We start from the raw sequence: 21,704 nt of genomic DNA, 5'->3' as shown, positions 1-21,704 counted from the left end.
GGGGTGGGGGTGGGGGTGTGTTGAGATGGGGGTGATGAGTGATGGAGAAAGCGGCGGGTCGGACGAGCGGCTCAGCTACGAACAGGCCCGCGCCGAACTCGCGTCGGTGGTGGAGCGGCTGGAGACCGGCGGCACGTCGCTGGAGGAGTCGCTCGCGCTCTGGGAGCGCGGGGAGACGCTGGCGGCGATCTGCCAACGCTGGCTCGACGGCGCCCGGGCCCGACTCGACGCCGCACGGCAGGAAACGGCCGCTGAGCCCGGCAAGAGGGCGACGGGCTGAGCCCGGGCACGAGCGCAACGAACTACACCCCGGGCACGAGCGCAACGAGCTACACCCCGGGCACGAGCGAGACGGGCTGAGTCGGCCAGGAGAGCGACGGGTCGAGCCCAACAGGCACGCGACGCCCCAACAGGCAGGCGACGGGTCGAGCCCAACAGGCAGGCGACGGGTTGAGCCCGGCACGAGTTGCGGCCCGTGCCGGGTATCGCACGCCGGGGGCGAAAACCGCTCAGTCGAAGAGGTTGTACAGCTCTGGCGGCGCCTCGACGACCTGGTCGGCTGAGGGCTTCTGCGCGGCCGTCGCGTTGCCGTAGTCGCGGTACGTGACCCGGATCTCCTGGGCCGCCGCCTCGCCGACGGCGGGGATCTGGAGGACCAACTCGGTGAGGCGTCCCTGCGCGTCGGTCGACGCGGTGAACGGCACCGAGTTCGCCTGCGCGCCGAGCGCGGTGATCAGCCCCTGGTCGAGCGAGCCGGCCTCGGCGGCCTTCGACACGTCGATGGTGCCGGCGTACGCGCCGTTGCCGGTACGGCGTACCTCGGTGACGGCCTGGGTGAGCACCTGGCTGCCGGCCGGGTCGACCTGGTCGAAGTCGAAGCCCAGGCTGCGGTTGCCGCGGATCCGGTGTTGGTCGAGATGCTGGTACTTGCCGAGGTTGAGCTTGTCGCGACCGGGCACCCCGGCCGCCGCCGCACCGCTGAGGTCCAGCTTGACCCAGCTGTCCGGCCTGGCGTGGATGAGGTCGAGGGTCATCGCCAGGTCGTCGCCCGCATCGCCGATGTTCACCCGCAGCTCGGCGCTCTGGCTCGGCTGGTGCACCTGCCCCTCGGCGGTGGATCCGACGCCGGACATCCGGAACCGGAAGTTGCCCTTGCTGATCTCCCGCGTGGAATCGAGCAACGCCTGCTTGGCGTCGGCGTCGGAAGCGGCGGCGTCCGTGGCGGCAGCGGTGACCGTGGCGGATGGTGTGGCAGTGGCCCCGGCACTACCGCCGCCGGTGGCGGTGCAGGCGGCGGCTGTGGGCGTGAGCAGCGTGGCGGCCATCAGGGCGGCGCTCATTCGTCGTACGCTCATCGATGTCTCCCAGCAGGGTCAACCCGACGCGGCACGCGCCGGAGGTTCACCTCTTTCTGTTCCCTGCCGGCGGCTCGCGCAATCACCGGAGCCTCGGCGGCACGTCGCCGCAGTGCGGCGTCACGGACGCGAAACGGGGGCGAGCCCAGCCCGCCCCCGTTCGCGTACCGCCGTCCGGCCTACTTGAACATCTCGTAGATCTGCTCGTTGGCCTCGATGACCTGGTCCGCCGACGGCTTCTGGGCAGGGGTCGCGGCGCCGTAGTCGGCGTAGGTGACCTTGATTTCCTGCGCCTTGACCTCGCCGACCGCGGGCACGGAGATGACCAGCTCGGTCAGCCGGCCCTCAGCGTCCAGCTTCGCGGTGAACGGGATCTCCTTGGCCTGGTCGCCCAGCGTCTTGAGCATGTCCTCGTCGGCAGCGACCGACTCCTTCACCGCGGTGAGGTCGACCTTGCCGCTGTACGCGCCCTCGCCGGTCTTCTGCACGTCGGTGACGCCCTTGAACATCGCCGCCGCGTCGGCCGGGTCGGTGCCGTCCTTCAGCAGGTCGAGGTTCTTGTTCCCGGCGGCCTTGGTGGCGTCGAGGTGCTGGTACTTGTCCTTGAACGCTTCCATGCCCGGGATCCCGGCGAACAGGTCACCCAGGTCGACCTTCACCCAGGTGTCCGGCTGGATCTGGATGAGATCGAATTCCATGGCGAAGCCTTCGGCGCTCACCTTCATGGCCATCTGGGCACTGTTACTGGGCTTGTGGAACACGCCCGTGCCGTTCATCGAGTCGGCCGCGATCGTGAAGGTGAAGTTGCCCTCGGCCAGGCCCTTGGTGGAGGCGACCAGCGCCTCCTTGGGGTCGGCGGGGACGTCCGACGCGGACGAGGACCCGGTGGGCGAGTCGGTGGTGCCGGAGTTGCAGGCGGCTACGCCGGGAACGAGCAGCGCGGCGGCGATGACCCCCACGCTCCAGCGTCGAATGTTCACAGATTGTCTCTCTTCAACCAGGAAAACCGCCCGGCCGATGTGTCGGCCGGGCATCGAACTCGGGGAGCGTAGCGGATCGGCCCGACATTCGTGGAACGCTCAGTCGACGGCCGTGGCCATCTCCCGCAACTCGTTGTCGCGGGCGTCACCGATCACGATCACGGTGCGGCCCGGCTGGAGCAGCACCAGTGCCTGCTCGTTGCCGCGCGCGGTGTACCGCTGCCAGGTGCTGGCACCGAGGTCGGTCTGCCCCTGGGGCTGCCCCTCGTCGGTCAACTCGGTGGGCAGCAGCCGCTCCGGCGGTACGTCGCTCTGCACCATCTGGAGCCCTCGCCCCTCCGGTGTGACATACCCCACGCGCAGGATCGCGCCCCCGTCGGCCGATCGGTAGCTGGCCCGTACGGTCCGCCACCCCTCGCTCAGCCCGGTCGGTTCGCTCACCGGAAACGCCCCGGCCGACCGCGCCTGCTCGAAAGCTGGCGTCGGGTCGACGGTGTTCGGCTGGTCTCCGCCGAGAAACCCGCGGTAGAAGGCGAGTAACAGGACGATCGGGACCATCAGCACCAGCAACGAGATGGCCATGTCCCGCGGCGACCGCTCGGACCGCACGGCGGGCGGGGCCGGCGGCGCGGCCGGGTGGGGTTGTTTGTCGGGTACGTCCGGTCCGCCCGCCCGGTCGACGGCCGGCTGGTCGCTGGTCGACGGCGAATCTACGGGTGCCCGGTCGGCGGGCTGTGCGGGTTCCACCCCACCATTCTGGCAGCCGCCCGACCGGCGGTATCCGGCCCATCACCGCCCCGCTCCGCTCCCGCATCCGCCATCGTGTGAGGATCAGGAGCACAGCCGGCAGTGGCCATACCCAGGCCCTCCGGCCCGGTCGACCCCGCAACGCCGCGAGGAGGAGCCGTTTCGATGACGACCACCAGGAGCCCACAGAATCTCGACCGCAATCTCGCCCTCGACCTGGTCCGGGTCACCGAGGCGGCGGCCATGGCCGCCGGCCGGTGGGTCGGCCGGGGCGACAAGGAGGGCGGCGACGGCGCCGCCGTCGACGCCATGCGCAAGCTGATCAACTCGGTTCCCATGCGGGGCGTGGTGGTGATCGGCGAGGGCGAGAAGGACAACGCGCCGATGCTCTTCAACGGCGAGGAGGTCGGTGACGGCAGCGGTCCGGAGGTGGATGTCGCGGTCGACCCGATCGACGGCACCACGCTGATGAGCAAGGGCATGCCGAACGCCCTGGCCGTGCTGGCCGTCGCCGAGCGGGGTGCGATGTTCGACCCGAGCGCCGTGTTCTACATGGAGAAGCTCGCCGTCGGTCCGATCTACGCCGACGTCGTGGACATCAACGCCGGGGTCGCCGAGAACCTGCGCCGGATCGCCAGGGTCAAGGGCACCGACGTGTCCGAGGTGACGGTCTGCGTCCTCGACCGGAGCCGGCACGACGACCTGGTCGACCAGATCCGCCGGGCCGGTGCGGGTATCCGGTTCATCTCCGACGGCGACATCGCCGGTGCCATCGCCGCCGCCCGCGGCGAGACCGACATCGACGTGTTGATGGGCATCGGTGGTACGCCGGAGGGCATAACCGCCGCCTGTGCCCTCAAGTGCATGGGTGGGATGATGCAGGCCAAGCTCTGGCCACGCGACGACGCCGAGCGGGAGAAGGCGATCGCTGCCGGGCACGACCTGGACCGGGTGCTCACCACCGACGACCTGGTGACCGGCGACAACTGCTTCTTCGTGGCCACCGGCATCACCTCCGGGGATCTGCTGCGCGGCGTGCGTTACCGGGCTGGCGGCGCATACACCCAGTCGATCGTGATGCGCTCCAGGAGCGGCACGATCCGGGTGATCGACTCGTACCACCGGTTGGAGAAGCTGGCGCTCTACTCGGCGGTGGACTTCGACGGGCGCCCACTGGCTGAGCAGACGTGATGGTGTGAGTGCGGCTGCGACGGCGACCGCGCCGAGGCTGTCGGCGCGCCGCCGGGCCGCCGCGGTGGGACTGGCGACGATCGGCGGGATCGCCGTGGCCGTCCAGTCGCGGATCAACGGGGAGTTGGGCGCGCGACTGGGCGACGGTCTCGCTGCGGCGGTCGTCTCGTTCGGGCTGGGCCTGCTGGTGTTGTCGGTGCTGGTTCCCGCCACCCGTGGCGGGCGACGCGGGCTGCGCGCACTGCGCGACGCGCTCACCAGCGGCGCGCTGCGGCCCTGGCAGTGTCTCGGCGGCGCGTGCGGAGCGTTCCTGGTGTTCACCCAGGGCACCACGGTCGGCGCCCTCGGTGTGGCCGTGTTCACCGTGGCGGTGGTCGCCGGACAGTCGGGCAGCAGTCTGGCCGTCGACCGGGCCGGCATCGGCTCCGGCGGCCGGCAACCGGTGACCGCCGCCCGGCTGGGAGCGGCGGCGCTGACCGTGGTCGCGGTCCTGCTGGCCGTCGGCGACCGGCTCAGCCAGCCGGCGGCTGTCGGCCTGGCCGTGCTGCCCCTGTTGGCCGGCGTCGGAGTGGCCTGGCAGCAGGCGGTGAACGGACGGGTCCGGATGCTCTCCGGCAGCACCCTGACCGCCACGCTGGTCAATTTCACCGTCGGCACGGTCGTGCTGCTGGCCGCGTTCGCCGCCAGCCTCGCCCTGCGCGGTGGACCGCCCGGGAGCCTGCCCAGCGAACCCTGGCTCTACCTCGGTGGATTGATCGGTGTCGCGTTCATCGCGGTGGCCGCGGCCGTGGTTCACCTCACCGGCGTACTCCTGCTCGGCCTGGCCACCATCGCCGGCCAGGTGATCGGCGCGGTGCTGCTGGACGAGCTGCTTCCCACAGCGGCCTCACGCCCGGATCTGACCACCCTCCTCGGGGCCCTGCTCACCCTCGTCGCCGTGACGATCGCCGCGCTCGGTGGTCGGGTCGCGGGACCGGGCGACCGGTAGGGCCCGCGACCGCGGCGGGGGCGATCCGACGTGGGGCTCAGGGCATGGTCATCGGCGACTCGGAGCGGTAGGGCCCGCCGAGGTCGGGCCGCCGGCGGCGGAAGATGATCGCCGCCACGATGCCGCCCAGCAACCCGAACAGGTGCCCCTGCCAGGAGATCCGTTCGTCAGTCGGCAGTACGCCGACCAGTTGGCCACCGTAGAGGAGACCGACCAGCAGGAAGACGGCGAAATTCCACCAGCTCCGCTCGAAGATGCCCCGGGTCAGCAGGATGCCGAGATAGCCGAAGATCACCCCGCTGGCCCCCACGACGATCGTGTTGGGTGACCCGGTGAACCACACACCCAGACCGCTGACCAGCACGATCACCAGGGTGGACCAGAGGAAACGGCGGGCTCCCGCAGCCAGCACGAAGGTGCCGAGCAGGATCAGCGGAATGCTGTTGCTGTAGAGGTGGTCGAAGCCGTGGTGCAGGAACGGCGAGAAGAAGACGCCGTCCAGGCCGTCGATGCGCTGCGGAATGATGCCGGCGGCGCCGTCGAACCCGGCGCCGAGCCACTGGTCGAGGCCCTCGATCAGGAAAAGCACCGGCACCACCGCGCACATGGCGACGAAGGCCCGGCCGATGGACGCGTAGAAGCCCTCGGTGCCGAACTGGTGCGGGTCGCCGCTTCCCGGGTGCAGGGTCACCCGTCAAGAGCTATCAGCAAACGACGACAGCCGCCACTTTTCGCCCCGCCAAAGCGGTCCACCGCCCGTCCGGGGCATTCTTGGGCCGGGTCCGACGCAGTTGCGGCTGACCGCGACGACGGGCGGGAGCCCGGTCACCCGGTGGCTCCCGCCCGTCGTGGCGGTCAGGTCAGTACCATCCCTTGTTCTGCGAATGCGTCCAGGCATTGCAGGGGGTGCCGTACCGGCCCTCGATGTAGCCGAGCCCCCACTTGATCTGGGTCGCCGGGTTGGTCTGCCAGTCGTCGCCGACCGAGGCCATCTTGCTGCCCGGCAGCGCCTGTGGAATGCCGTACGCACCGGAGGACCGGTTGTGGGCCTTCGGGTTCCAGCCGCTCTCCTTGTTCCACAGCCGGTCCAGGCAGGGGAACTGGTCGATCTTGAAACCCGCGTCGATCATCAGTGCACAGCCGGTCTTACGGTGACCGCCGTACTCCTTGCAGGAGGCTGGAACCGGGCCGTTGTACGGCTTGAGGGCCCGCTCTGCGGCCTCCTTGGCCGCCTTCTCCTCAGCGGCCTTCTTGCGCGCCGCCTCCTCGGCCTTCCGGGCCCTTTCGACGGCGGCACGGGCCCGCTTCCGGACCTCGGCGGCCTGCTGCCGCGCGGCCCGTACCTGGCGGGAGACCTGCTGCTCCTGCCGGTAGTCGACGTCGATTTCGGTGACGGTACCAGCCACCTGCGCCCCGAGACCGGGGCGCTGCGACTGGCGGTCCTCGCTGAGGTAGAAACCGCCGGCCACGCCCACGGAGAGCAGCGCTACAGCAGCGCCGCGGGCGGCGAACCGGCTCCACGGCCGACTCACGAAGTGATCCCTTCGTCGGGGTCAGGGACGCGGCGCGACCAGAGCCTGCACTGGGCCGAAGCGCGCCGCGGGCACCCGTGACCGGCGGGTTACCGGTCACCGTCGACGCACCGGTCCGTCTCCCCGGCGAGCCGCCCGTCCCCTTCAGGGGTGAACGATCACCAGCGATACGCAAGGTGCGTGGGAGCCCGTGGGACACAATCGCGCACAGTGAGGCTGATGGGAAACACTCGGGATCAATTGTGATGTGGGTCACTCAAAAACTACGCCCAAATAGGCATGAGACGGGCATCGCTACGGGATGTCCTCCAGTAGATCCGTCACCATCGCGGCGATCGGCGACCGCTCCGAACGGCTCAGCGTGACGTGCGCGAAGAGCTGATGGCCCTTCAGCGCTTCGATCACCGCAGTCACACCGTCGTGCCGGCCGACCCGGAGATTGTCCCGCTGCGCGACGTCGTGGGTCAGCACCACCCGAGAGCCCTGACCGATCCGGGAGAGCACGGTCAGCAGGACCCCGCGTTCGAGCGACTGTGCCTCGTCGACGATGACGAAGGCGTCGTGCAGGCTCCGGCCGCGGATGTGGGTCAGCGGCAGCACCTCGAGCAGCCCGCGCGCGACGACCTCCTCGATCACGTTCTCGTGCACCACCGCGCCGAGCGTGTCGAAGACCGCCTGGGCCCAGGGCGACATCTTCTCCGACTCCGAGCCGGGCAGGTAACCCAGTTCCTGGCCACCGACGGCGTACAGCGGACGGAAGACGATCACCTTCTTGTGCCGGCGGCGCTCCATCACCGCCTCCAGCCCGGCAGAGAGGGCGAGGGCCGACTTTCCGGTGCCGGCCCGGCCGCCGAGCGAGACGATGCCGATCGACTCGTCGAGCAGCAGATCGAGGGCGATCCGCTGCTCGGCGGAGCGCCCGTGCACGCCGAACGCCTCACGATCGCCACGCACCAGCCGGACGGTCTTGTCCGGTAGCACCCGACCGAGCGCCGAACCCCGGGTCGAGTGCAACACCAGGCCCGTGTGGCAGGGCAGCCCGGCCGCCGCGTCCACGTCGATGGTCTCGCCGCCGTAGAGCCGGGCGATCGCGTCCTCGCCCAGGTCCAGCTCGGCCATCCCGGTCCAGGTCGGGTCACTCGCCTGGCCGTGCCGGTACTCGTCCGCGCGCAGCCCGATCGAGGCGGCCTTCACCCGCAACGGCATGTCCTTGCTGACCAGCGTCACCTCCCGTCCCTCGGCGGCGAGGTTCAGCGCGACGGAGAGGATCCGGGCATCGTTGGACTCGTTGCGTAGCCCCGGCGGCAGCACTCCGTCGTCGGTGTGGTTGAGCTCCACCCGCAGCGTGCCGCCGTCATCGTTGGCGGGTATCGGCCGATCCAGCCGGCCGTGGCGCACCCGCAACTCGTCCAACATGCGCAGTGACTGCCGGGCGAACCAGCCCAGCTCGGGGTGATGTCGCTTGCCCTCCAGTTCCGAGATCACCACCAGGGGGAGCACCACCTCGTGCTCGGCGAAGCGGTGGAACGCCGCCGGATCACTGAGCAGGACGGAGGTGTCCAGGACGAAGGATTGGCCCGCTGGTCGGGGCTCCCTGGTGTCGGCCGACCCGGTGGCCCCGGCACGGCGGCTCCGGGTGGTGCGGCGGGTCGTGGCAGTCGCGGCCGGCCCCTGGTCGGCACCGGCGGTCGTACGGCGAGTCGTCACAGGCCTGCTCCGGCGGATGGGCACCCGGCCACCCGCGGTCCGCCTCCTCCGGTGCCCGGCGGACACGGGGTCGGATGCGGGCCCCGTGCGCGAGGTCGCAGGCCGGGCGGGCCGGCTGGCCCGGGACAATCCCGCGCCATGCCTAGACGCTAGCCGTCCGCAACCCGTCCGGCTAGTGCCCGCCGGTGAACCGGCCGGGATGCATGCCCCCTGCGCGCATCCCGGCCGGTGAGGCCACCGTCACCGGTCCGACCGTGGCCCCGGCGGCGCCCGCCCGTCGCAAGACGGTGCACCGCGTCTGCACGGGCCGAGGCCCGTCGACCGGTCTCAGCCGGTCCGTCGAACGAGGGTGCCGGTCGGGTGCCGCCCGGTGACCGAGGCGGCCGGCTCTGCGAACGACGACCCGGTGTACGTGGTGCCCGCGCGGACCACCGTGGCAGCGACCCGGGTGGCGGGGGGCGTGGTGACGGCGAGGGCGGAGGCGATCGCGGCCTGGGCCTCCCGGCGGCGTCGGTTCCACGCTCCGCGGTCACCGTCGAAGTAGCCCTGCCGATAGCCGAAGCGGTAACCGATCCGGTAGCTGAGCTGCCCGTGCAGCCGCCCGGCGGCGTAGCTCGTAGCGGCGAGCACGAGGACCAGGAAGATCGCGAGGAAGGGGCTCATCCGGCGGCTCCGATCCCTCGCGCGCGCCTCATCGCTCCTCCGGCTCGATCGTGGTGGGGTCGGCGACGAGCAGCCGGTCTAGGTCGTCGGTGCCGATCTCCTCCACCAACTCGACACTGATCCGGCAACCGTCCAGGACTACTTCGGCCATCGACGACCGACGTATCTCCCCACCGGCGTCGTAGACCCGGACGCTGAGTTCCGGGCAGCCGAGGTGGGTCCGCCAGGCGTTCCATTCGGCCCGGTCGCCGACGCTCAACGAGAGGTAGCGACAGCCCCGAGCAAGGTAGAGGCGCCAGGGGGCGCTCAACCCGGCCGCGACGCCCTCTGCGACCAGACCAAAGGCCTGGGCGCGGGTAGCCAGTTCGGTCACCAGGCCCTCCTCGAACCGGGCGCGTGACGCTGACGATGAGCAATCGTCTCATGCACGTGACACACCGTAGGTTGTCCCATGCACGTGACAGTATCAGCTTTCCCTTTGTTTGCCTCTACACCTACGCACATCTATCCTGCCCAGGTGGCACCCCTCAACAACACTGCTACATCGGTAACCCGACAGCCGATCCCGGCGTCACGCAAGCGTGACAACCGCGTGCCGAGGCCCTCTGGTCAGGCCAGCCGGTCGTACGGTCGCGAGGTGACCGAGACGACCAACGCGCGGAAAGTCGCCTTCGCCACCTTCGTCCGGCGGGCCCTTGACGAGGCCCGCGCGACCCGGGCCTGGAGCGGCACCGAGGTGGCCCGGCGCACCGGCGTCTCGCGCCAGACGATCAACCGCTGGGTACGTGGCGACTGGGCCAGCGACCCGGCCGCCGAGCGGGTGGTGTCGTTCTGCGAGGGCCTCGGGCTCGACCCCGCCGCGGCCTTCGCGGCACTGGGCTGGGAGCGGAAGACCTCCCGCCGGGAGGCTCCGGTTCCGCCACCGATGGATCCCGACGTCGAGGCGTTGCTGCGCCGGCTGGTCGACCCCGAGGTCTCGGACGCGGAGAAGTTCCACATCCGCGAAACCATTCGTTACCTCGCATACCGCCCCACTCTTCCGACGAATGTCCGAAAACGAGGGGACGCGGCCGGCTAGTTCCTCAGATGGCGAAAGAACGGCAGGTCAGGATCAATCGTTTCGCTACGGGGCCGGAACGGGCGCGCTAGCGTCCGTATTCGTACTGCTTGGGCTCGTCGTCGGCGGGGGGACGGGACAAGGCCGAACCCAGCCCTGCGGGACAGAAGGAGGGTCTCTCATGACCCTGAAGTGGTTGACAGTCGTGGTCGCAACGGTCTCGTTGACGCTGTGCGCCACCGGAAACGCGGTGACCCTGGCCCTGAACGGCGGGCAGTTACCCCTGCTCGTGAACCTCCTTGCGCTCGTCACCGCCGGCACCTCGATCATCCTGGCCGTGCTCGCCGAGCTGCACGACCGGCTCAACGACCGGCTCACCGCGCTCACCGAGTTCCTGGTGGAGCGGCTCCGCGAGATCGAGGCGCACACCGGCGACAGAAACACCGGTTTCGTCGAGGGTTACCTGCTCAGCCACGGTCAGGAGGCGGCCGTGGTGCCGTTCGGCCGCCGGGGACGGGGGGCCGCGGAACGCTGACCCCCACCCGCTGCACGCAACTTCCACGCCGGGATTGACCCGCGGCACCCGGGGTACGCTGTCGCGCGTGCCACCGTTGAATCTGGGCAATTCCCAGCCGAAGGTCCCGCTGAACGCCGACCTGGCCTGGCGAACCACTGCCGACCGGGCGACCGAGACAATCCTCTTCTTCGACTTCGACGGCACGCTCGCGCCGGTCGCTGACGATCCGACGCAGGTACAGCCCGCGCCGAAGGTGTTGGCCGCCATCGAGGCACTTGCGCGGGTGGTACGGCGGGTCGCGATCGTCTCCGCCCGGCCGGTGGAGTTCCTCCGGGAACACTTCGACGGGCTGCCCGGCGTCGACCTCTACGGGCTCTACGGCCTGGAGCACAGCCACTCCGGCGGTCCCACCGTGACCGAGCCCGCCGCCCTGCCGTGGGTGCCCACCATGGCCGAACTCGCCGACCTGGCCCGCGCCGAACTGCCGCCGGGCACCCTCGTCGAGTACAAGCGACTCTCCGTGGCCCTGCACTGGCGCACCGCACCGCACCTCGCCGCCACCGTCGAGGAGTGGGGGCACGCCCAGGCCGAACGCCTCGGCCTGCGGGTACAGGTCGGGCGAATGGTGCTGGAGGTCAAGCCGCCGGTCGACCGGGACAAGGGCATGGTGATCGACGAGCTGGTGCAGGGGGTGGGCGGAGCCTGGTACTTCGGCGACGACGTCTCCGACATCAAGGCGTTCGCCGCGCTGCGGGCCCGGGCCGCCGCCGATCCGGACTTCCTGGGCGTCTGCGTCGCCGTCGCCAACCCGGAGACCGGGCACGAGGTGGCCGAGGCCGCCGATCTCACCATCGACTCTCCGGCCGCGCTGGGCGACTTCCTCACCGCAGCCGCCCATCACCTCCGCTGAGGAAAGGGGCTGTTCAGACCCCGTAACGGCGTTGGCGGGTCGCGTACGAGCGCAGCGCGCGGAGGAAGTCGACCCGGCGGAAGTCCGGCCAGTTCAGCTCGCAGAAGTAGAACTCCGAATGCGCCGACTGCCAGAGCATGAAGCCCGAGAGGCGTTGCTCCCCGCTGGTCCGGATGATCAGATCCGGATCCGGCAGGCCCCGGGTGTACAGGTGCTCCGAGATGTCGTCGACGTCCAGCGACCCGGCCAGCTCCTCCAGCGTGCCGCCGTTCGCCGCCTGCTCCAGCAGCAGCGAGCGCACCGCGTCGATGATCTCCCGCCGGCCGCCGTACCCGACCGCGATGTTCACCTGGGCGCTGCCGGAGCGGCCCCGGGTCCGTTCCTCGGCGGCTTTGAGGGCCGCGGCGAGACCCGCCGGCAGGACGTCGAGCGCACCCACCATGCGCAGCCGCCAGGGATTGTTCTCCTCGGCCAGTTCGGTGGTCAGATCTTCGATGATCTTGAGCAGCGGATCCAGCTCCGCTGCCGGCCGGGACAGGTTGTCGGTGGAGAGCAACCAGAGCGTCACGTGCCCCACGCCGGCGGCGTCGCACCAGCGCAGCAGCTCCTTGATCCGCTCGGCGCCCATGCGGTGCCCGTCGTTCGGGTCGACAAAACCCATCTCCCGGGCCCACCTGCGGTTGCCGTCGCACATCACGCCCACGTGGCGGGGCACCGGGCGGCCCGCGAGCTTGGCCGCCAGCCGCCGCTCGTACACGGAGTAGAGAAGTTTCCGCAGAGTCATCACTTGCAGAGTAGCGAGCCCGCACGCGGATCAGTGTGCCGGTGGCCGATGCCGCGCCGAGAGGCCGAGGGCAATCAGTCCCAGCGTCCTTGCATTCAGCAGACCGTCGCCCAGGCCCAGTTCGACCATTGTGTCGAAGACCCGCTCGTCTCGGCGGGCCGCCAGCACCGCCGCGTCGACGATCCGGACATGCCGGGCCAGCCAGGCCGCCATCGAGCTGTGCCGCAGGTGGGTGCCGAGCCGGCGGCGCAGCGCCAGCGCGTACCACCGGGCGGCCTGCTCGGGTGCGCTGGTCGCGGCGACGCCGGCCAGGGCGCCGGAGCGCAGCGCATAGAAGATCCCCTCACCGGTGAACGGATTGATCAGCGACAGCGCGTCGCCAGCGAGGAGTACGCGACCGCGCCCAGGCAGCGGCCGGAAGGTGGACAACGGCAGGTGATGGGCCCGCAGCCCGGTCACCCTCGCCGATCCGGTACCGGGTAGCAGGGCGGCGAGCCGGTCGAGCAGATGCTCCCGGCTCAACGCCTCACCCCGCAACACCTCGCCGTAACCGACGTTCGCGCGGCCGTCACCGATCGGGAAGGACCAGGCGTACGCTGGCCAACGGGCGGCCGAGGTGACGATGAGCTGGACCGGTGGACCGGGCGGTGCGGGTGCGTATCCCCGGATCGCCAGCGCCAGGTGACGATCGGGATTGGCCCGCTGGCCCAACGCTCGGCGGACGACGGAGCCAGCGCCGTCCGCGCCGACGAGCACCCGCGCGGAAATCTCGCCGTCGAGCACCACCCGATCGGGCCGCGTCTCGACCCGCCGTACCGTACGGCGGCGCAGCAGCGCACCGGCGTCGACCGCCGCCGCCACCAGCCGGGCGTCGAAGACCTTCCGCGGCACCGTGTACGCGGGCCTCGGCAGCACCCGGGCCACCGCGCCGCCACGCGGGGCGATCAACCGCAGCGCCGGCACCGGCGGGTGGCCGGCCACGGCGTCGGCCACTCCAAGTTCGGCGAGTACGTCCAGGGCGTGCGCGGCGATCCCGTCACCGCACGCCTTGTCCCGCGGAAAGTCGGCGCGGTCCAGCAACAGCACCTCGGCCCCCGCTCGGCGGGCCGCCAACGCCGCGGCCGCCCCGGCCGGCCCCGCCCCGACCACCACCACGTCGAACTCGTCGCGCACAGTCCCTCCTCCCGTATCCCCGACAGCCCCTCTTTGCTCTGCTTCAACCCGCGCACCGTCATGGTCGCGAATTTGTTGCGCCGGTTGAAGCAGAGCAGAGCGTGTTGTGGTGGGAGGCCGCGGCGGTGACCGCGAGCGGTGTGGTGAGCGCCCGGACGGCGGACGGCCGCCGGACCTCGGTCTCGGCGGCCGTCCTCATGGAATCCGATGATGCCCGGACCGGGCGCGGATCACACCCCCCGCTGCGGCTGCTCCGCGTCGAGTCGGGCCCGCAGGGCGTCCAACTCGGCCCACAGTACGCCGGGCAGCTTGTCGCCGAACTTCTCGAACCACTCGGTGACGAGCGGCAGTTCGTCCCGCCACTCGTCCGGGTCGACCTTGAGGGCGATCCGGACATCCTCCGGGGTCATGTCCAGGCCCTCGACGTCGAGGGAGTCCGGCGCGGGGACCATCCCGATGGGGGTCTCCACCGCTTCCGCCCGGCCCTCGATACGCTCGATGATCCACTTGAGCACCCGGGCATTCTCGCCGAAGCCGGGCCAGAGGAAGTTGCCCTCCGGGTCCTTACGGAACCAGTTGACGTAGTAGATCCTCGGCAGCTTCGACTCGTCGCCGTCGGCGCCCTTGCCCATCTCGATCCAGTGCCGGAAGTAGTCACCGGCGTGGTAGCCGATGAACGGCAACATCGCCATCGGGTCGCGGCGGACGACGCCCACCGCGCCGGAGGCGGCAGCGGTGGTCTCCGAGGAGAGCGTGGCACCCAGGTAGACACCGTGCGCCCAGTCCCGGGCCTCGGTCACCAGCGGGACGGTGTCGCGGCGCCGGCCGCCGAACAGGATCGCGTCGATCGGCACCCCGTTGGGGTCGTAGTAGTCCTCGGCGAGGATCGGGCACTGCGTGATCGGGGTGCAGAACCGGCTGTTGGCGTGCGAGGAAAGCTCGTCGCTCTCCGGCGTCCAGTCCCGGCCCTTCCAGTCGATGAGGTGGGCGGGCGGGTCACCCATGCCCTCCCACCAGACGTCTCCGTCGTCGGTGAGGCCGACGTTGGTGAAGATGGAGTTGCCCCGGTCCAGCGTCCGCATCGCGTTGGCGTTGCTCTTCCAACCGGTGCCCGGCGCGACGCCGAACAGGCCGTACTCGGGGTTGATCGCGTACAGCCGGCCGTCCGGGCCGAACCGCATCCAGGCGATGTCGTCACCGATCGTCTCGACCTTCCAGCCCGGGATGGTCGGCTCAAGCATGGCCAGGTTGGTCTTGCCGCAGGCCGAAGGGAACGCTCCGGCGATGTGGTAGACCCGCCCCTCCGGAGAGGTGATCTTGAGAATCAGCATGTGCTCGGCGAGCCAGCCCTCGTCGCGCCCCATCACGCTGGCGATCCGCAGCGAGTAGCACTTCTTGCCGAGCAGCGAGTTGCCACCGTAGCCGGAGCCGAAGGACCAGATCTCCCGGGTCTCCGGGAAGTGCGAGATGTACTTGGTGTCGTTGCACGGCCAGGCCACGTCCTGCTGCCCGGGGGCCAGCGGCGCGCCGATCGAGTGCAGCGCGTGCACGAAATCCGCGTCGTCGCCCATCGCCTCAAGGATCTTGGCGCCCATCCGCGTCATGATCCGCATGGAGGCGACCACGTACGCACTGTCGGTGATCTCCACGCCGAACATCGGGTTTTCGGCCTCGACGGGGCCCATGACGAACGGAATGACGTACATCGTCCGCCCACGCATCGAACCGCGGTACAAATCCGTCAGGATGCGCTTCATCTCGGCCGGCGCCATCCAGTTGTTGGTGGGTCCGGCGTCCGCTTCATCGACGGAGCAGATGAATGTACGCTCCTCGACCCGCGCGACGTCCGTCGGATCCGTTCGCGAGTAGAACGAGTTGGGCTTCTTTTCGGGGTTCAGACGGACGAGGGTGCCGGCCTCGACCAGCTCGTCGGTGAGCCGACGCCATTCCTGATCGGACCCGTCCACCCAGACAACCTGCTCAGGGGTGGTCAGTTCAGCGACCTCACGGACCCAGGCGAGCAGTTTGGGGTGGGAAGTCGGGGCCTGATCGATCCCCCGAACGGTGGCCGGAGCAACCATGACACATCTCCTTGTGGTCGACGCTGACCGGTCTATGGAGTGCACGAGTATCGGCGGCGCACTGCGTCGCCTTCGTGGGAACCTGGGATTGGGCTCAGCGTAAACCGGTTGACCTCGTCAGTCAGTGGGACCGGTTGTGAATAACTGCACAAGGTGCGGCCACGCTGCGGCTTCACGGGCCTTTACCCGCTTTCGCGCGCAGTTTCACGCAAATCCTGCGGCGATCTCTGCTCGGGCGGCTCCGGGGGCCCGGGCCGGCCCTCCGCGACCAGCCGACCAGAAGGACAAGCAACTCCGGAGCCGACAGTCGGCGGTTAGGCTCCGTTCGTGCTCGTTCGTCTCGCCGCCCCGGCGGACCCCGCTGGCCGTTGCTACCCGTCCGGATGGCCCTCAACCGGTACGCTCGCACGGTGGCCGCCACGATGACCGGGGAGTCCGAGTCCCCGCCGACCCGCACGGGTCTGGTGCGATCGCTGCTCGACCGGTTCGGTCATCTCGTACGGGAGTTGAGCAAGTTCGCCACCGTGGGCGGGGTCGCCTTCATCCTCGACTTCGTCCTGTTCAACTACCTCATCGGCCCGCAGGGCGTCGAGCAGATCACCGCCAAGACCATCTCCACGGTGGCCGCGGCGACCTTCGCCTTCCTGGGCAACCGGTTCTGGACCTGGCGGCACCGGAAGCGCTCCAACCCGGCCCGTGAGTACGCCCTGTTCTTCGTCTTCAACGCCGTCGGCCTGGGCATCGCGGTGGCGTGCCTGGCCATCAGCCGGTACGGGCTCGGCAGCCTCTGGCCGGAGATCTTCCAGAACCGGCTCGCCGACAACATAGCCAGCTACATCGTCGGCACCGGGCTCGGGACGATGTTCCGCTTCTGGTCGTACCGGCGGTTCGTCTTCGTGGAACCGGGAACTCCAAGCGTCGCGGAAGTGCACCCGGATCTACGGGCGTGAGCTGTCGCCCACAGACCCGGACGGAACCGGCCGATCTCAGTCCACTGCCCTAAGGTGTTTCGCATGCCTCTCGCCCGACTGCTGCCTGAGCGCTGGCAGAAGTTCCTCCACGAGGCGTTCAAATTCGGCCTGGTCGGCGGCATCAACACGGTCATCAATTACGCCGTGTTCAACGCACTCGCACTCACCGTTTTCGTCGACGGTCAGCTAAAGGCGACGGTGGTTGCCACCCTGGTGGCGACCATCACGTCGTATCTGATGAATCGGCACTGGACCTACCGCGATCGCCCGAAATCTGCGCTACGTCGAGAATATGCCCTTTTCTTCTTTTTCAACGGGGTGGGCCTGCTGATCGAGGTCGGCGTACTCGCCGCCGCCAAGTACGGGCTGGGCGTGACCGGACTGTTGGCGTTGAACATCGCCAAGACCGGCGGCGTGGTGCTGGCGACCCTGTTCCGCTTCTGGTCGTACCGGACCTTCGTCTTCCAGCCCGCAGCGCCCCCCGAGGCCGCCGAGACGTGGCAGGGCCTGCCGCGCGACGAGTGGGACACGATGGCCGAGATGGACCCGGTCGCCGAACTCGCCGAGTCCGTCACAGAGTTGGAGGAAGAGGAGCCACCGGCGGGGCAACCGGGAACCAGTCCCCGCCCGCTCCAGCCACGGGCCCGGTCGCTGAGCACCCAGGCCGATCTGACCGCGGCGCTGAACGGGGATTTCGAAGCCGAACTGGCCGAGCTCCACGTCGCCCCGGCACCACGCCGCTTCCGTCGCCGCTGACCCGATCACCCGAACGCCCGGCCGATCACCCGAACGCCCGGCCGATCACCCGAACGCCCGGCCGAACACCCGAAAGCCCACAACGCCCGAACGCCCGGCCGAACACCCGAAAGCCCACAACGCCCGGCCGAACGCCCGCCGCTCGGTCGGCGGGCGTTCGAATTTCACCCCGACGAAGGGCCGGCGGCCTGATCAGGCGTCGGCGCTCCGGTCGCGCTCGGCGAGGATCTCGCGCAACTCGCCGTCGCCCAGCGAGTGCTTGTCGTGGAACGCCTCGACAAGCTCGTAGAGCTTCGTCTGGACCCGGTCCACCTTCGGCACGTCGACCAGCACGGACTGTCCCCGCTCACCGGCCGACTCGATGGTCAGGGTGCCGTAGCCCAGCAGACGCCCGACGAAACGCTGGTTCATCGAGTGGTCGTTGACCCGGCTGAGCGGAATGTCCCGCCGTTCCCGGGAGAAGACCCCGTGCTGGAGCACCACCCGCTCGTTGGTGAACAGGTAGTGCGTGGTGCGCCAGGCGATGTAGGGCCAAGCGCTCAGGCACAGCACCGCCAGCACGGACAGGCCGCCGATCACGGCGAGCGTTATCGAGCCGCCACCGCCGGAGGGGAGAAACAGGACACCGGCCGCCACCGCGGCGATGGCGAGCACCAGCACCGCCACCGGCCGGATCAGGGCCTTCCAGTGTGGGTGCAGGTGCAGCACGACATGCTCGTCCTCGGTGAGCACGTCCTCGGGAAACGCCACGGAAACCTCCTCGCAGAACCGGACGCGCAGACGCTAACCCCCCACCGCAACTCCCCACATCCACCACCCGGCCACGCGCCACCCCCCAACCCCGCGCGATCTTGCACTTTTGGTCGCCGTTTCACACCTTAAGACCCGATTCGCCCCGACAAAAACTGCATGATCGCGTGGGGGGTGGGGGGTGGGGGTCAGCGGAGGTGGAGGAGGTCGGCGGCGGAGAGGGAGTGGGTGGTGGGCGGGCTGGTGGGGGTGGGAGGGGGGGTGGTCAGGAGTAGGTGGCCGTCCTGGTCGATGGTAGTGGCGGTGCCGGTGAGGGTGGTGCCATCGGGAAGCAGGGCGCGGACCTCGCGGCCGACGGTGGCGCACACCGCCAGGTACGCGTCACGCAGGCCGCTGGCCGTCGCATCGCCACCGGCGGCCCGCCAGCGGGCGTACCAGTCGGCGAGCGAGCGGAGCAGGGCGCGCAGCAGCGGATCCCGATCGGTGGCCGTGGCACCGGCAAGGTGCAGCGAGGTGGCCGGCAGGCCGGTCGGGTATTCCGGCAACTCGTCGGCACGCAGCGTGACGTTCAGCCCGATACCGAGCACGACCGCGGGCGGGTCGCCGGGTGTGGGGCCGGGCACCGCCTCGGCGAGGATCCCGGCGCACTTGGACCCGCCGATGAGCAGATCGTTCGGCCACTTCAGGGCGGCTTCCAGCTCGGCCAGCCGGGTCACCGCCTCGACCAGCGCCACACCGGCCAGCAACGGCAGCCAGCCGTACCTCACGGATGCTGCGGGCAGCCAGCCGCGGTCCGGCACGGCCTGTCCGGGCCGGAGCAGCACGCTGGTCGCGATGCCGGCCCGCGGCGGCGACTGCCAGGCCCGCCCGCGCCGCCCCCGCCCCGCGGTCTGCCGCTCGGCGACCACGACCAGGCCCTCCGGCTCTCCGGCCTGGGCCGCCGCAGCGACATCGGCGTTGGTGGAGCCGGTCTCGGTGCGCAGTTCCAGGCGCGACCACGGGCCGTACGGCGCGACCAGCGCCCGGCGCAGCCGCGCCGCCGACAGCGGCGGGCGATCCAGATCGGTGTACGGCGAACGTGGCATTCCGCCAGCCTACGGCTGCGTGACTCAGGCACACCGCACACCGTCGGTGACCTGAACCATCTCGCCCGGCACCGCTGCACCAACTTCGGCCTGGAGAAGACCCGCCCCTACGGCGACGGCGTGCTCACCGGCTACGGCACCATCGACGGCCGGCAGGTCTGCAGACTGGATGAACCGCCGGGCATCCTGGGCGTCAACAGACCGGGTTGGCCGCCACGCAGAGCCGATCGGCCGCGACGGCGGCGAGCCGGCGCAACTCGGACTCGGTGCCGTCGCGGCCGAGCCTCAGCACCGTGACCAGGTCGCCGACCCGCAGCACAGCGGTCGTCTCAGGGCGTGCCGTTCCCCGGCTCCCCCCGGTGTCCAGGTTGCGGGTTTCCGTGACGGTTTGCCGGATCAGCATCGCCTCGTCGCCGGCGAAGTCGCGGTCGGTCACCTCCCACCGGTGGTCCGCCTCGGCCCGCGCGATCCGGCCCCCCCACTGGGCCTCGCCCTCCGATCGCCACCTCGCGCACGGTGCGAGCATCGCGTCGAGCCGCATGAAGAAGCCAGCGACTCTCTCCGGTGCGAGCCGGTAGACATCCTGGCTGAACACCACGTCGGCGGGCCCCGGTTCCGTCCTCGCAGACGTCCGCAGCAGGGTCTGCGAACGCGAGTACCGGGACGTTTCCCAATAGGTTGTCCGCCCTTGCGACTCAAGACAGACCAGCAGCATCTGGTCGATCCGCACCGGCTCACCGAGACCCGCCTGGCCGAGCGGCGGATCGGTCTTCGCGGCGATGTCTCCCGGCTGCACCAGCGCCTCTTGTGGAATCGCGGCGGGTGCCGGAGACGACGCCTGCGACTGTAGCGAGGAGGTGGGCGGCGCCACGAGACGCATCCCCACGATCATCGGCCCGCCGGCCAGGAGCAGCACTGCGATCGCCGCGCCCACCATGGCCCGGCGTCGCCGGCGGCGGGCCCGCGCACGCAGCACCGCAGGTTCCGGCCAGCGGACATCGCGCAGATCGTTGTGGAGTCGCTCGACGAACGTCATCTCGTCATGCACCGGAAGCCTCCTCCAGGTCAGTGACGGCGAGCAGCCCGGCGAGCGCGGCGCGCCCCCGGAAGAGGCGGGCCTTGACCGTGCCAACGGGGGCTGAGGTCTGCCGCGCCACCTCGGCGACCGGCATGCCGACCAGGTAGTACAGCGCGATGGCGACCCGCTGTTCCTCGGGCAGGCGGCGCAGGGCGGCGACCACCTCGACGGTTTCCGTGCCCGGTGGGGGGACGCTCTCCACAGCTCCGTGCCGCAGGTAGGCCCGAGCCCGACTGCGCAGGCTGCGCCAACGGCTCACCGCGAGCCGGCTGGCCACCACCCGTACCCACGCCTCGGGGTCGTCGTAGTCCCCTACGGTGGACCATCGTTGCCACGCCCGTACGTACGCCTCCTGGACGACGTCCTGGGCTTCGGCGAGGTCCCCGGTCAGCACGTAGACGAAGCCGAGCACGCGTTGCCGGCTGCCCCGGTAGAACTCGTCGAACCCGTCGACCTCCGGCACCTGCCACCTCCCTGCGGGTCGTAGGGGACACGCACCAGGGGGTGGGCGCGGTTGCCGGAGCACCCAAACTATCGACATCGCGCGAACCCGTCGGGGCCGGATGGCCCCGGGTCACCAGGTGACGCCGGCCTCCGACAGCAGCGGGCCGGCCAGCATCAGACCGCCGACGACCAGCACAGCAAGGTTGACCAGGCCGAAGAGGGTGACCCAGAAGAACGCCGGAAACCCGGTGATGCCGGCCAGTTGGTCGGCGTCGGAGGCGGGCATCCCACGCTGGGTACGCAGCCGCTGCAGCTCGACCACCGGACGTACGCCGCCGAGGAGCAGGAACCACACACTCGTCCAGGCGAAGGCGGCCTGCACCTGCGGGCTGGCGTACCACGAGACGGCGAGCACCACCCCGCCGGTGACCAGCAACGACAGCACGCCGAACAGATTGCGGATCATGACCAGCATGGCCAGCAACAGGACCACCGCGATCCAGAGCAGCAGCGTGATCCGATTGCTGGCGAGCAGCCACGCCCCGCCGAGGCCGATCAGGGGTGGCGCGATGTAGCCGGCGAGCAGAGTGAGCACCATGCCCGGGCCGGTGGGACGGCCGGCGGAGAGCGTCAGCCCCGAGGTGTCCGAGTGCAGCCGGATGCCGCGCAGTTTGCGTCCGGTGAGCAGCGCGGCCAGGGCGTGACCGCCCTCGTGGGCGATGGTGATCGCGTTGCGCGCGACCCGCCACGGCAACCGGGTGGAGACCACCAGCAGCGCGACGAGGCCGGTGAGCAGCACCAGCAGCGGGGGCGGGTCGGGCTGCGCGCCGAGCAGGCGGTCCCAGAACTCCGTCATGCCCTCGATCGACACCATGGGGCGCGAGCCTACCGTTCGCATTCCGGCCCCGGTCCCCCAGCGGGCGGCCATTCCTGCG

The 21,704-nt window shown here is 70.3% G+C and carries 24 protein-coding genes and 1 pseudogene; 9 read left to right on the top strand and 16 right to left on the bottom strand.

The window, feature by feature from the left end; genetic code table 11:
- The first annotated feature begins 34 nt into the window (after nucleotides 1–34).
- Nucleotides 35–280 carry an exodeoxyribonuclease VII small subunit gene (locus tag Vqi01_RS05680; RefSeq protein WP_204033464.1) on the top strand — a complete coding sequence of 82 codons (246 nt, stop codon included), beginning with the start codon at nucleotides 35–37 and terminating at the stop codon, nucleotides 278–280.
- Between the two features lie 229 nt (nucleotides 281–509).
- Here the strand turns inward: Vqi01_RS05680 and Vqi01_RS05675 are convergent, their stop codons facing one another.
- The 3 genes from Vqi01_RS05675 to Vqi01_RS05665 all read right to left on the bottom strand — a co-directional run bounded on the left by Vqi01_RS05675 (nucleotide 510) and on the right by Vqi01_RS05665 (nucleotide 3,082).
- A complete protein-coding gene (locus Vqi01_RS05675) occupies nucleotides 510–1,355 on the bottom strand; it encodes a hypothetical protein (RefSeq protein ID WP_204033437.1) in 846 nt (281 codons plus the stop codon).
- 179 nt (nucleotides 1,356–1,534) lie between these two features.
- The gene (locus Vqi01_RS05670) at nucleotides 1,535–2,335 is read right to left on the bottom strand and encodes a hypothetical protein (protein ID WP_239098202.1); all 801 of its coding nucleotides are present in this window, start codon (nucleotides 2,333–2,335) and stop codon (nucleotides 1,535–1,537) included.
- A 99-nt stretch (nucleotides 2,336–2,434) separates the two neighbouring features.
- Nucleotides 2,435–3,082, bottom strand: coding sequence for a DUF4245 domain-containing protein (locus tag Vqi01_RS05665; RefSeq protein ID WP_204033436.1), 648 nt, complete (start codon nucleotides 3,080–3,082; stop codon nucleotides 2,435–2,437).
- Between the two features lie 165 nt (nucleotides 3,083–3,247).
- Between Vqi01_RS05665 and glpX the strand changes: the two genes are divergently transcribed.
- Complete coding sequence (gene glpX / locus Vqi01_RS05660) at nucleotides 3,248–4,273, top strand: class II fructose-bisphosphatase (protein ID WP_204033434.1); 1,026 nt, start codon at nucleotides 3,248–3,250, stop codon at nucleotides 4,271–4,273.
- A gap of 4 nt (nucleotides 4,274–4,277) precedes the next feature.
- A complete protein-coding gene (locus Vqi01_RS05655; protein WP_372444312.1) occupies nucleotides 4,278–5,261 on the top strand; it encodes a DMT family transporter in 984 nt (327 codons plus the stop codon).
- Nucleotides 5,262–5,298: 37 nt separating this feature from the next.
- On the opposite strand, the gene Vqi01_RS05650 is transcribed toward Vqi01_RS05655, so the two are convergent.
- The 5 genes from Vqi01_RS05650 to Vqi01_RS05630 all read right to left on the bottom strand — a co-directional run bounded on the left by Vqi01_RS05650 (nucleotide 5,299) and on the right by Vqi01_RS05630 (nucleotide 9,536).
- Nucleotides 5,299–5,952 (bottom strand): rhomboid family intramembrane serine protease, encoded by a 654-nt coding sequence (locus Vqi01_RS05650; RefSeq protein WP_204033433.1) that lies wholly within the window; start codon nucleotides 5,950–5,952, stop codon nucleotides 5,299–5,301.
- 169 nt (nucleotides 5,953–6,121) lie between these two features.
- Nucleotides 6,122–6,793: an aggregation-promoting factor C-terminal-like domain-containing protein gene (locus Vqi01_RS05645; protein ID WP_204033432.1), complete on the bottom strand. Its 672-nt coding sequence runs from the start codon at nucleotides 6,791–6,793 to the stop codon at nucleotides 6,122–6,124.
- Between the two features lie 294 nt (nucleotides 6,794–7,087).
- On the bottom strand, nucleotides 7,088–8,500 hold the full coding sequence (gene phoH2 / locus Vqi01_RS05640; RefSeq protein WP_204033431.1) for an RNA 5'-3' helicase PhoH2: 1,413 nt from the start codon (nucleotides 8,498–8,500) through the stop codon (nucleotides 7,088–7,090).
- A gap of 327 nt (nucleotides 8,501–8,827) precedes the next feature.
- Entirely contained in the window at nucleotides 8,828–9,163 is a 336-nt protein-coding gene (locus Vqi01_RS05635) for a hypothetical protein (protein WP_204033430.1), read from the bottom strand.
- Between the two features lie 28 nt (nucleotides 9,164–9,191).
- Nucleotides 9,192–9,536, bottom strand: coding sequence for a hypothetical protein (locus tag Vqi01_RS05630; protein ID WP_204033429.1), 345 nt, complete (start codon nucleotides 9,534–9,536; stop codon nucleotides 9,192–9,194).
- 264 nt (nucleotides 9,537–9,800) lie between these two features.
- Here Vqi01_RS05630 and Vqi01_RS05625 point away from each other — a divergent pair, with 264 nt between their 5' ends.
- The 3 genes from Vqi01_RS05625 (at nucleotide 9,801) to otsB (ending at nucleotide 11,647) form a co-directional block, all read left to right on the top strand.
- Nucleotides 9,801–10,241, top strand: a complete 441-nt coding sequence (locus tag Vqi01_RS05625) for a helix-turn-helix domain-containing protein (protein ID WP_204033427.1) — start codon at nucleotides 9,801–9,803, stop codon at nucleotides 10,239–10,241.
- Between the two features lie 160 nt (nucleotides 10,242–10,401).
- The gene (locus tag Vqi01_RS05620; protein WP_204033426.1) at nucleotides 10,402–10,755 is read left to right on the top strand and encodes a hypothetical protein; all 354 of its coding nucleotides are present in this window, start codon (nucleotides 10,402–10,404) and stop codon (nucleotides 10,753–10,755) included.
- A 67-nt stretch (nucleotides 10,756–10,822) separates the two neighbouring features.
- Nucleotides 10,823–11,647, top strand: coding sequence for a trehalose-phosphatase (otsB, locus tag Vqi01_RS05615; protein WP_204033425.1), 825 nt, complete (start codon nucleotides 10,823–10,825; stop codon nucleotides 11,645–11,647).
- 13 nt (nucleotides 11,648–11,660) lie between these two features.
- Here the strand turns inward: otsB and Vqi01_RS05610 are convergent, their stop codons facing one another.
- The 3 genes from Vqi01_RS05610 to Vqi01_RS05600 form a co-directional block, all read right to left on the bottom strand.
- Nucleotides 11,661–12,431: an isoprenyl transferase gene (locus Vqi01_RS05610; RefSeq protein ID WP_204033422.1), complete on the bottom strand. Its 771-nt coding sequence runs from the start codon at nucleotides 12,429–12,431 to the stop codon at nucleotides 11,661–11,663.
- 30 nt (nucleotides 12,432–12,461) lie between these two features.
- Nucleotides 12,462–13,604, bottom strand: coding sequence for a geranylgeranyl reductase family protein (locus Vqi01_RS05605; protein WP_204033421.1), 1,143 nt, complete (start codon nucleotides 13,602–13,604; stop codon nucleotides 12,462–12,464).
- A 230-nt stretch (nucleotides 13,605–13,834) separates the two neighbouring features.
- On the bottom strand, nucleotides 13,835–15,685 hold the full coding sequence (locus tag Vqi01_RS05600; protein ID WP_204033420.1) for a phosphoenolpyruvate carboxykinase (GTP): 1,851 nt from the start codon (nucleotides 15,683–15,685) through the stop codon (nucleotides 13,835–13,837).
- A gap of 383 nt (nucleotides 15,686–16,068) precedes the next feature.
- Here Vqi01_RS05600 and Vqi01_RS05595 point away from each other — a divergent pair, with 383 nt between their 5' ends.
- Nucleotides 16,069–16,635 carry a GtrA family protein gene (locus Vqi01_RS05595; RefSeq protein WP_204033419.1) on the top strand — a complete coding sequence of 189 codons (567 nt, stop codon included), beginning with the start codon at nucleotides 16,069–16,071 and terminating at the stop codon, nucleotides 16,633–16,635.
- Between the two features lie 63 nt (nucleotides 16,636–16,698).
- On the top strand, nucleotides 16,699–17,412 hold the full coding sequence (locus tag Vqi01_RS05590) for a GtrA family protein (RefSeq protein WP_204033418.1): 714 nt from the start codon (nucleotides 16,699–16,701) through the stop codon (nucleotides 17,410–17,412).
- Between the two features lie 192 nt (nucleotides 17,413–17,604).
- On the opposite strand, the gene Vqi01_RS05585 is transcribed toward Vqi01_RS05590, so the two are convergent.
- Both Vqi01_RS05585 and Vqi01_RS05580 read right to left on the bottom strand, forming a co-directional pair.
- Nucleotides 17,605–18,162, bottom strand: coding sequence for a PH domain-containing protein (locus Vqi01_RS05585; protein ID WP_204033417.1), 558 nt, complete (start codon nucleotides 18,160–18,162; stop codon nucleotides 17,605–17,607).
- Nucleotides 18,163–18,350: 188 nt separating this feature from the next.
- Nucleotides 18,351–19,247, bottom strand: a complete 897-nt coding sequence (locus tag Vqi01_RS05580) for a biotin--[acetyl-CoA-carboxylase] ligase (RefSeq protein ID WP_204033416.1) — start codon at nucleotides 19,245–19,247, stop codon at nucleotides 18,351–18,353.
- Between the two features lie 48 nt (nucleotides 19,248–19,295).
- On the opposite strand from Vqi01_RS05580, the pseudogene Vqi01_RS30595 reads away from it, so the two are divergent.
- Nucleotides 19,296–19,409: pseudogene (locus Vqi01_RS30595) on the top strand (carboxyl transferase domain-containing protein); the annotation flags it as partial.
- Nucleotides 19,410–19,440: 31 nt separating this feature from the next.
- Here the strand turns inward: Vqi01_RS30595 and Vqi01_RS05570 are convergent.
- From Vqi01_RS05570 to Vqi01_RS05560, 3 genes are all read right to left on the bottom strand, one after another.
- The gene (locus tag Vqi01_RS05570) at nucleotides 19,441–20,295 is read right to left on the bottom strand and encodes a hypothetical protein (RefSeq protein WP_204033415.1); all 855 of its coding nucleotides are present in this window, start codon (nucleotides 20,293–20,295) and stop codon (nucleotides 19,441–19,443) included.
- A complete protein-coding gene (locus Vqi01_RS05565) occupies nucleotides 20,288–20,788 on the bottom strand; it encodes a SigE family RNA polymerase sigma factor (RefSeq protein ID WP_204033414.1) in 501 nt (166 codons plus the stop codon). Before Vqi01_RS05565 ends, Vqi01_RS05570 begins: the two co-directional genes overlap by 8 nt.
- Nucleotides 20,789–20,899: 111 nt before the next feature.
- Nucleotides 20,900–21,643: a M50 family metallopeptidase gene (locus Vqi01_RS05560; RefSeq protein WP_204033413.1), complete on the bottom strand. Its 744-nt coding sequence runs from the start codon at nucleotides 21,641–21,643 to the stop codon at nucleotides 20,900–20,902.
- Nucleotides 21,644–21,704: the final 61 nt, after the last annotated feature.

The organism is Micromonospora qiuiae, assembly GCF_016863555.1.
GTDB classification, from domain to species: domain Bacteria; phylum Actinomycetota; class Actinomycetes; order Mycobacteriales; family Micromonosporaceae; genus Micromonospora; species Micromonospora qiuiae.
Note: the sequence above shows the minus strand (reverse complement) of the source record. Positions and strands in the feature narration are given on the sequence as shown.

Coding starts and splice junctions, on each gene's coding strand:
- Vqi01_RS05680 (WP_204033464.1), top strand. CDS start 35: ATGAGTGATGGAGAAAGCGGCGGGTCGGACGAGCGGCTCAGCTACGAA.
- Vqi01_RS05675 (WP_204033437.1), bottom strand. CDS start 1,355: ATGAGCGTACGACGAATGAGCGCCGCCCTGATGGCCGCCACGCTGCTC.
- glpX (WP_204033434.1), top strand. CDS start 3,248: ATGACGACCACCAGGAGCCCACAGAATCTCGACCGCAATCTCGCCCTC.
- Vqi01_RS05635 (WP_204033430.1), bottom strand. CDS start 9,163: ATGAGCCCCTTCCTCGCGATCTTCCTGGTCCTCGTGCTCGCCGCTACG.
- Vqi01_RS05620 (WP_204033426.1), top strand. CDS start 10,402: ATGACCCTGAAGTGGTTGACAGTCGTGGTCGCAACGGTCTCGTTGACG.
- Vqi01_RS05610 (WP_204033422.1), bottom strand. CDS start 12,431: ATGACTCTGCGGAAACTTCTCTACTCCGTGTACGAGCGGCGGCTGGCG.
- Vqi01_RS05600 (WP_204033420.1), bottom strand. CDS start 15,685: ATGGTTGCTCCGGCCACCGTTCGGGGGATCGATCAGGCCCCGACTTCC.
- Vqi01_RS05595 (WP_204033419.1), top strand. CDS start 16,069: ATGGCCCTCAACCGGTACGCTCGCACGGTGGCCGCCACGATGACCGGG.
- Vqi01_RS05590 (WP_204033418.1), top strand. CDS start 16,699: ATGCCTCTCGCCCGACTGCTGCCTGAGCGCTGGCAGAAGTTCCTCCAC.
- Vqi01_RS05580 (WP_204033416.1), bottom strand. CDS start 19,247: ATGCCACGTTCGCCGTACACCGATCTGGATCGCCCGCCGCTGTCGGCG.
- Vqi01_RS05560 (WP_204033413.1), bottom strand. CDS start 21,643: ATGGTGTCGATCGAGGGCATGACGGAGTTCTGGGACCGCCTGCTCGGC.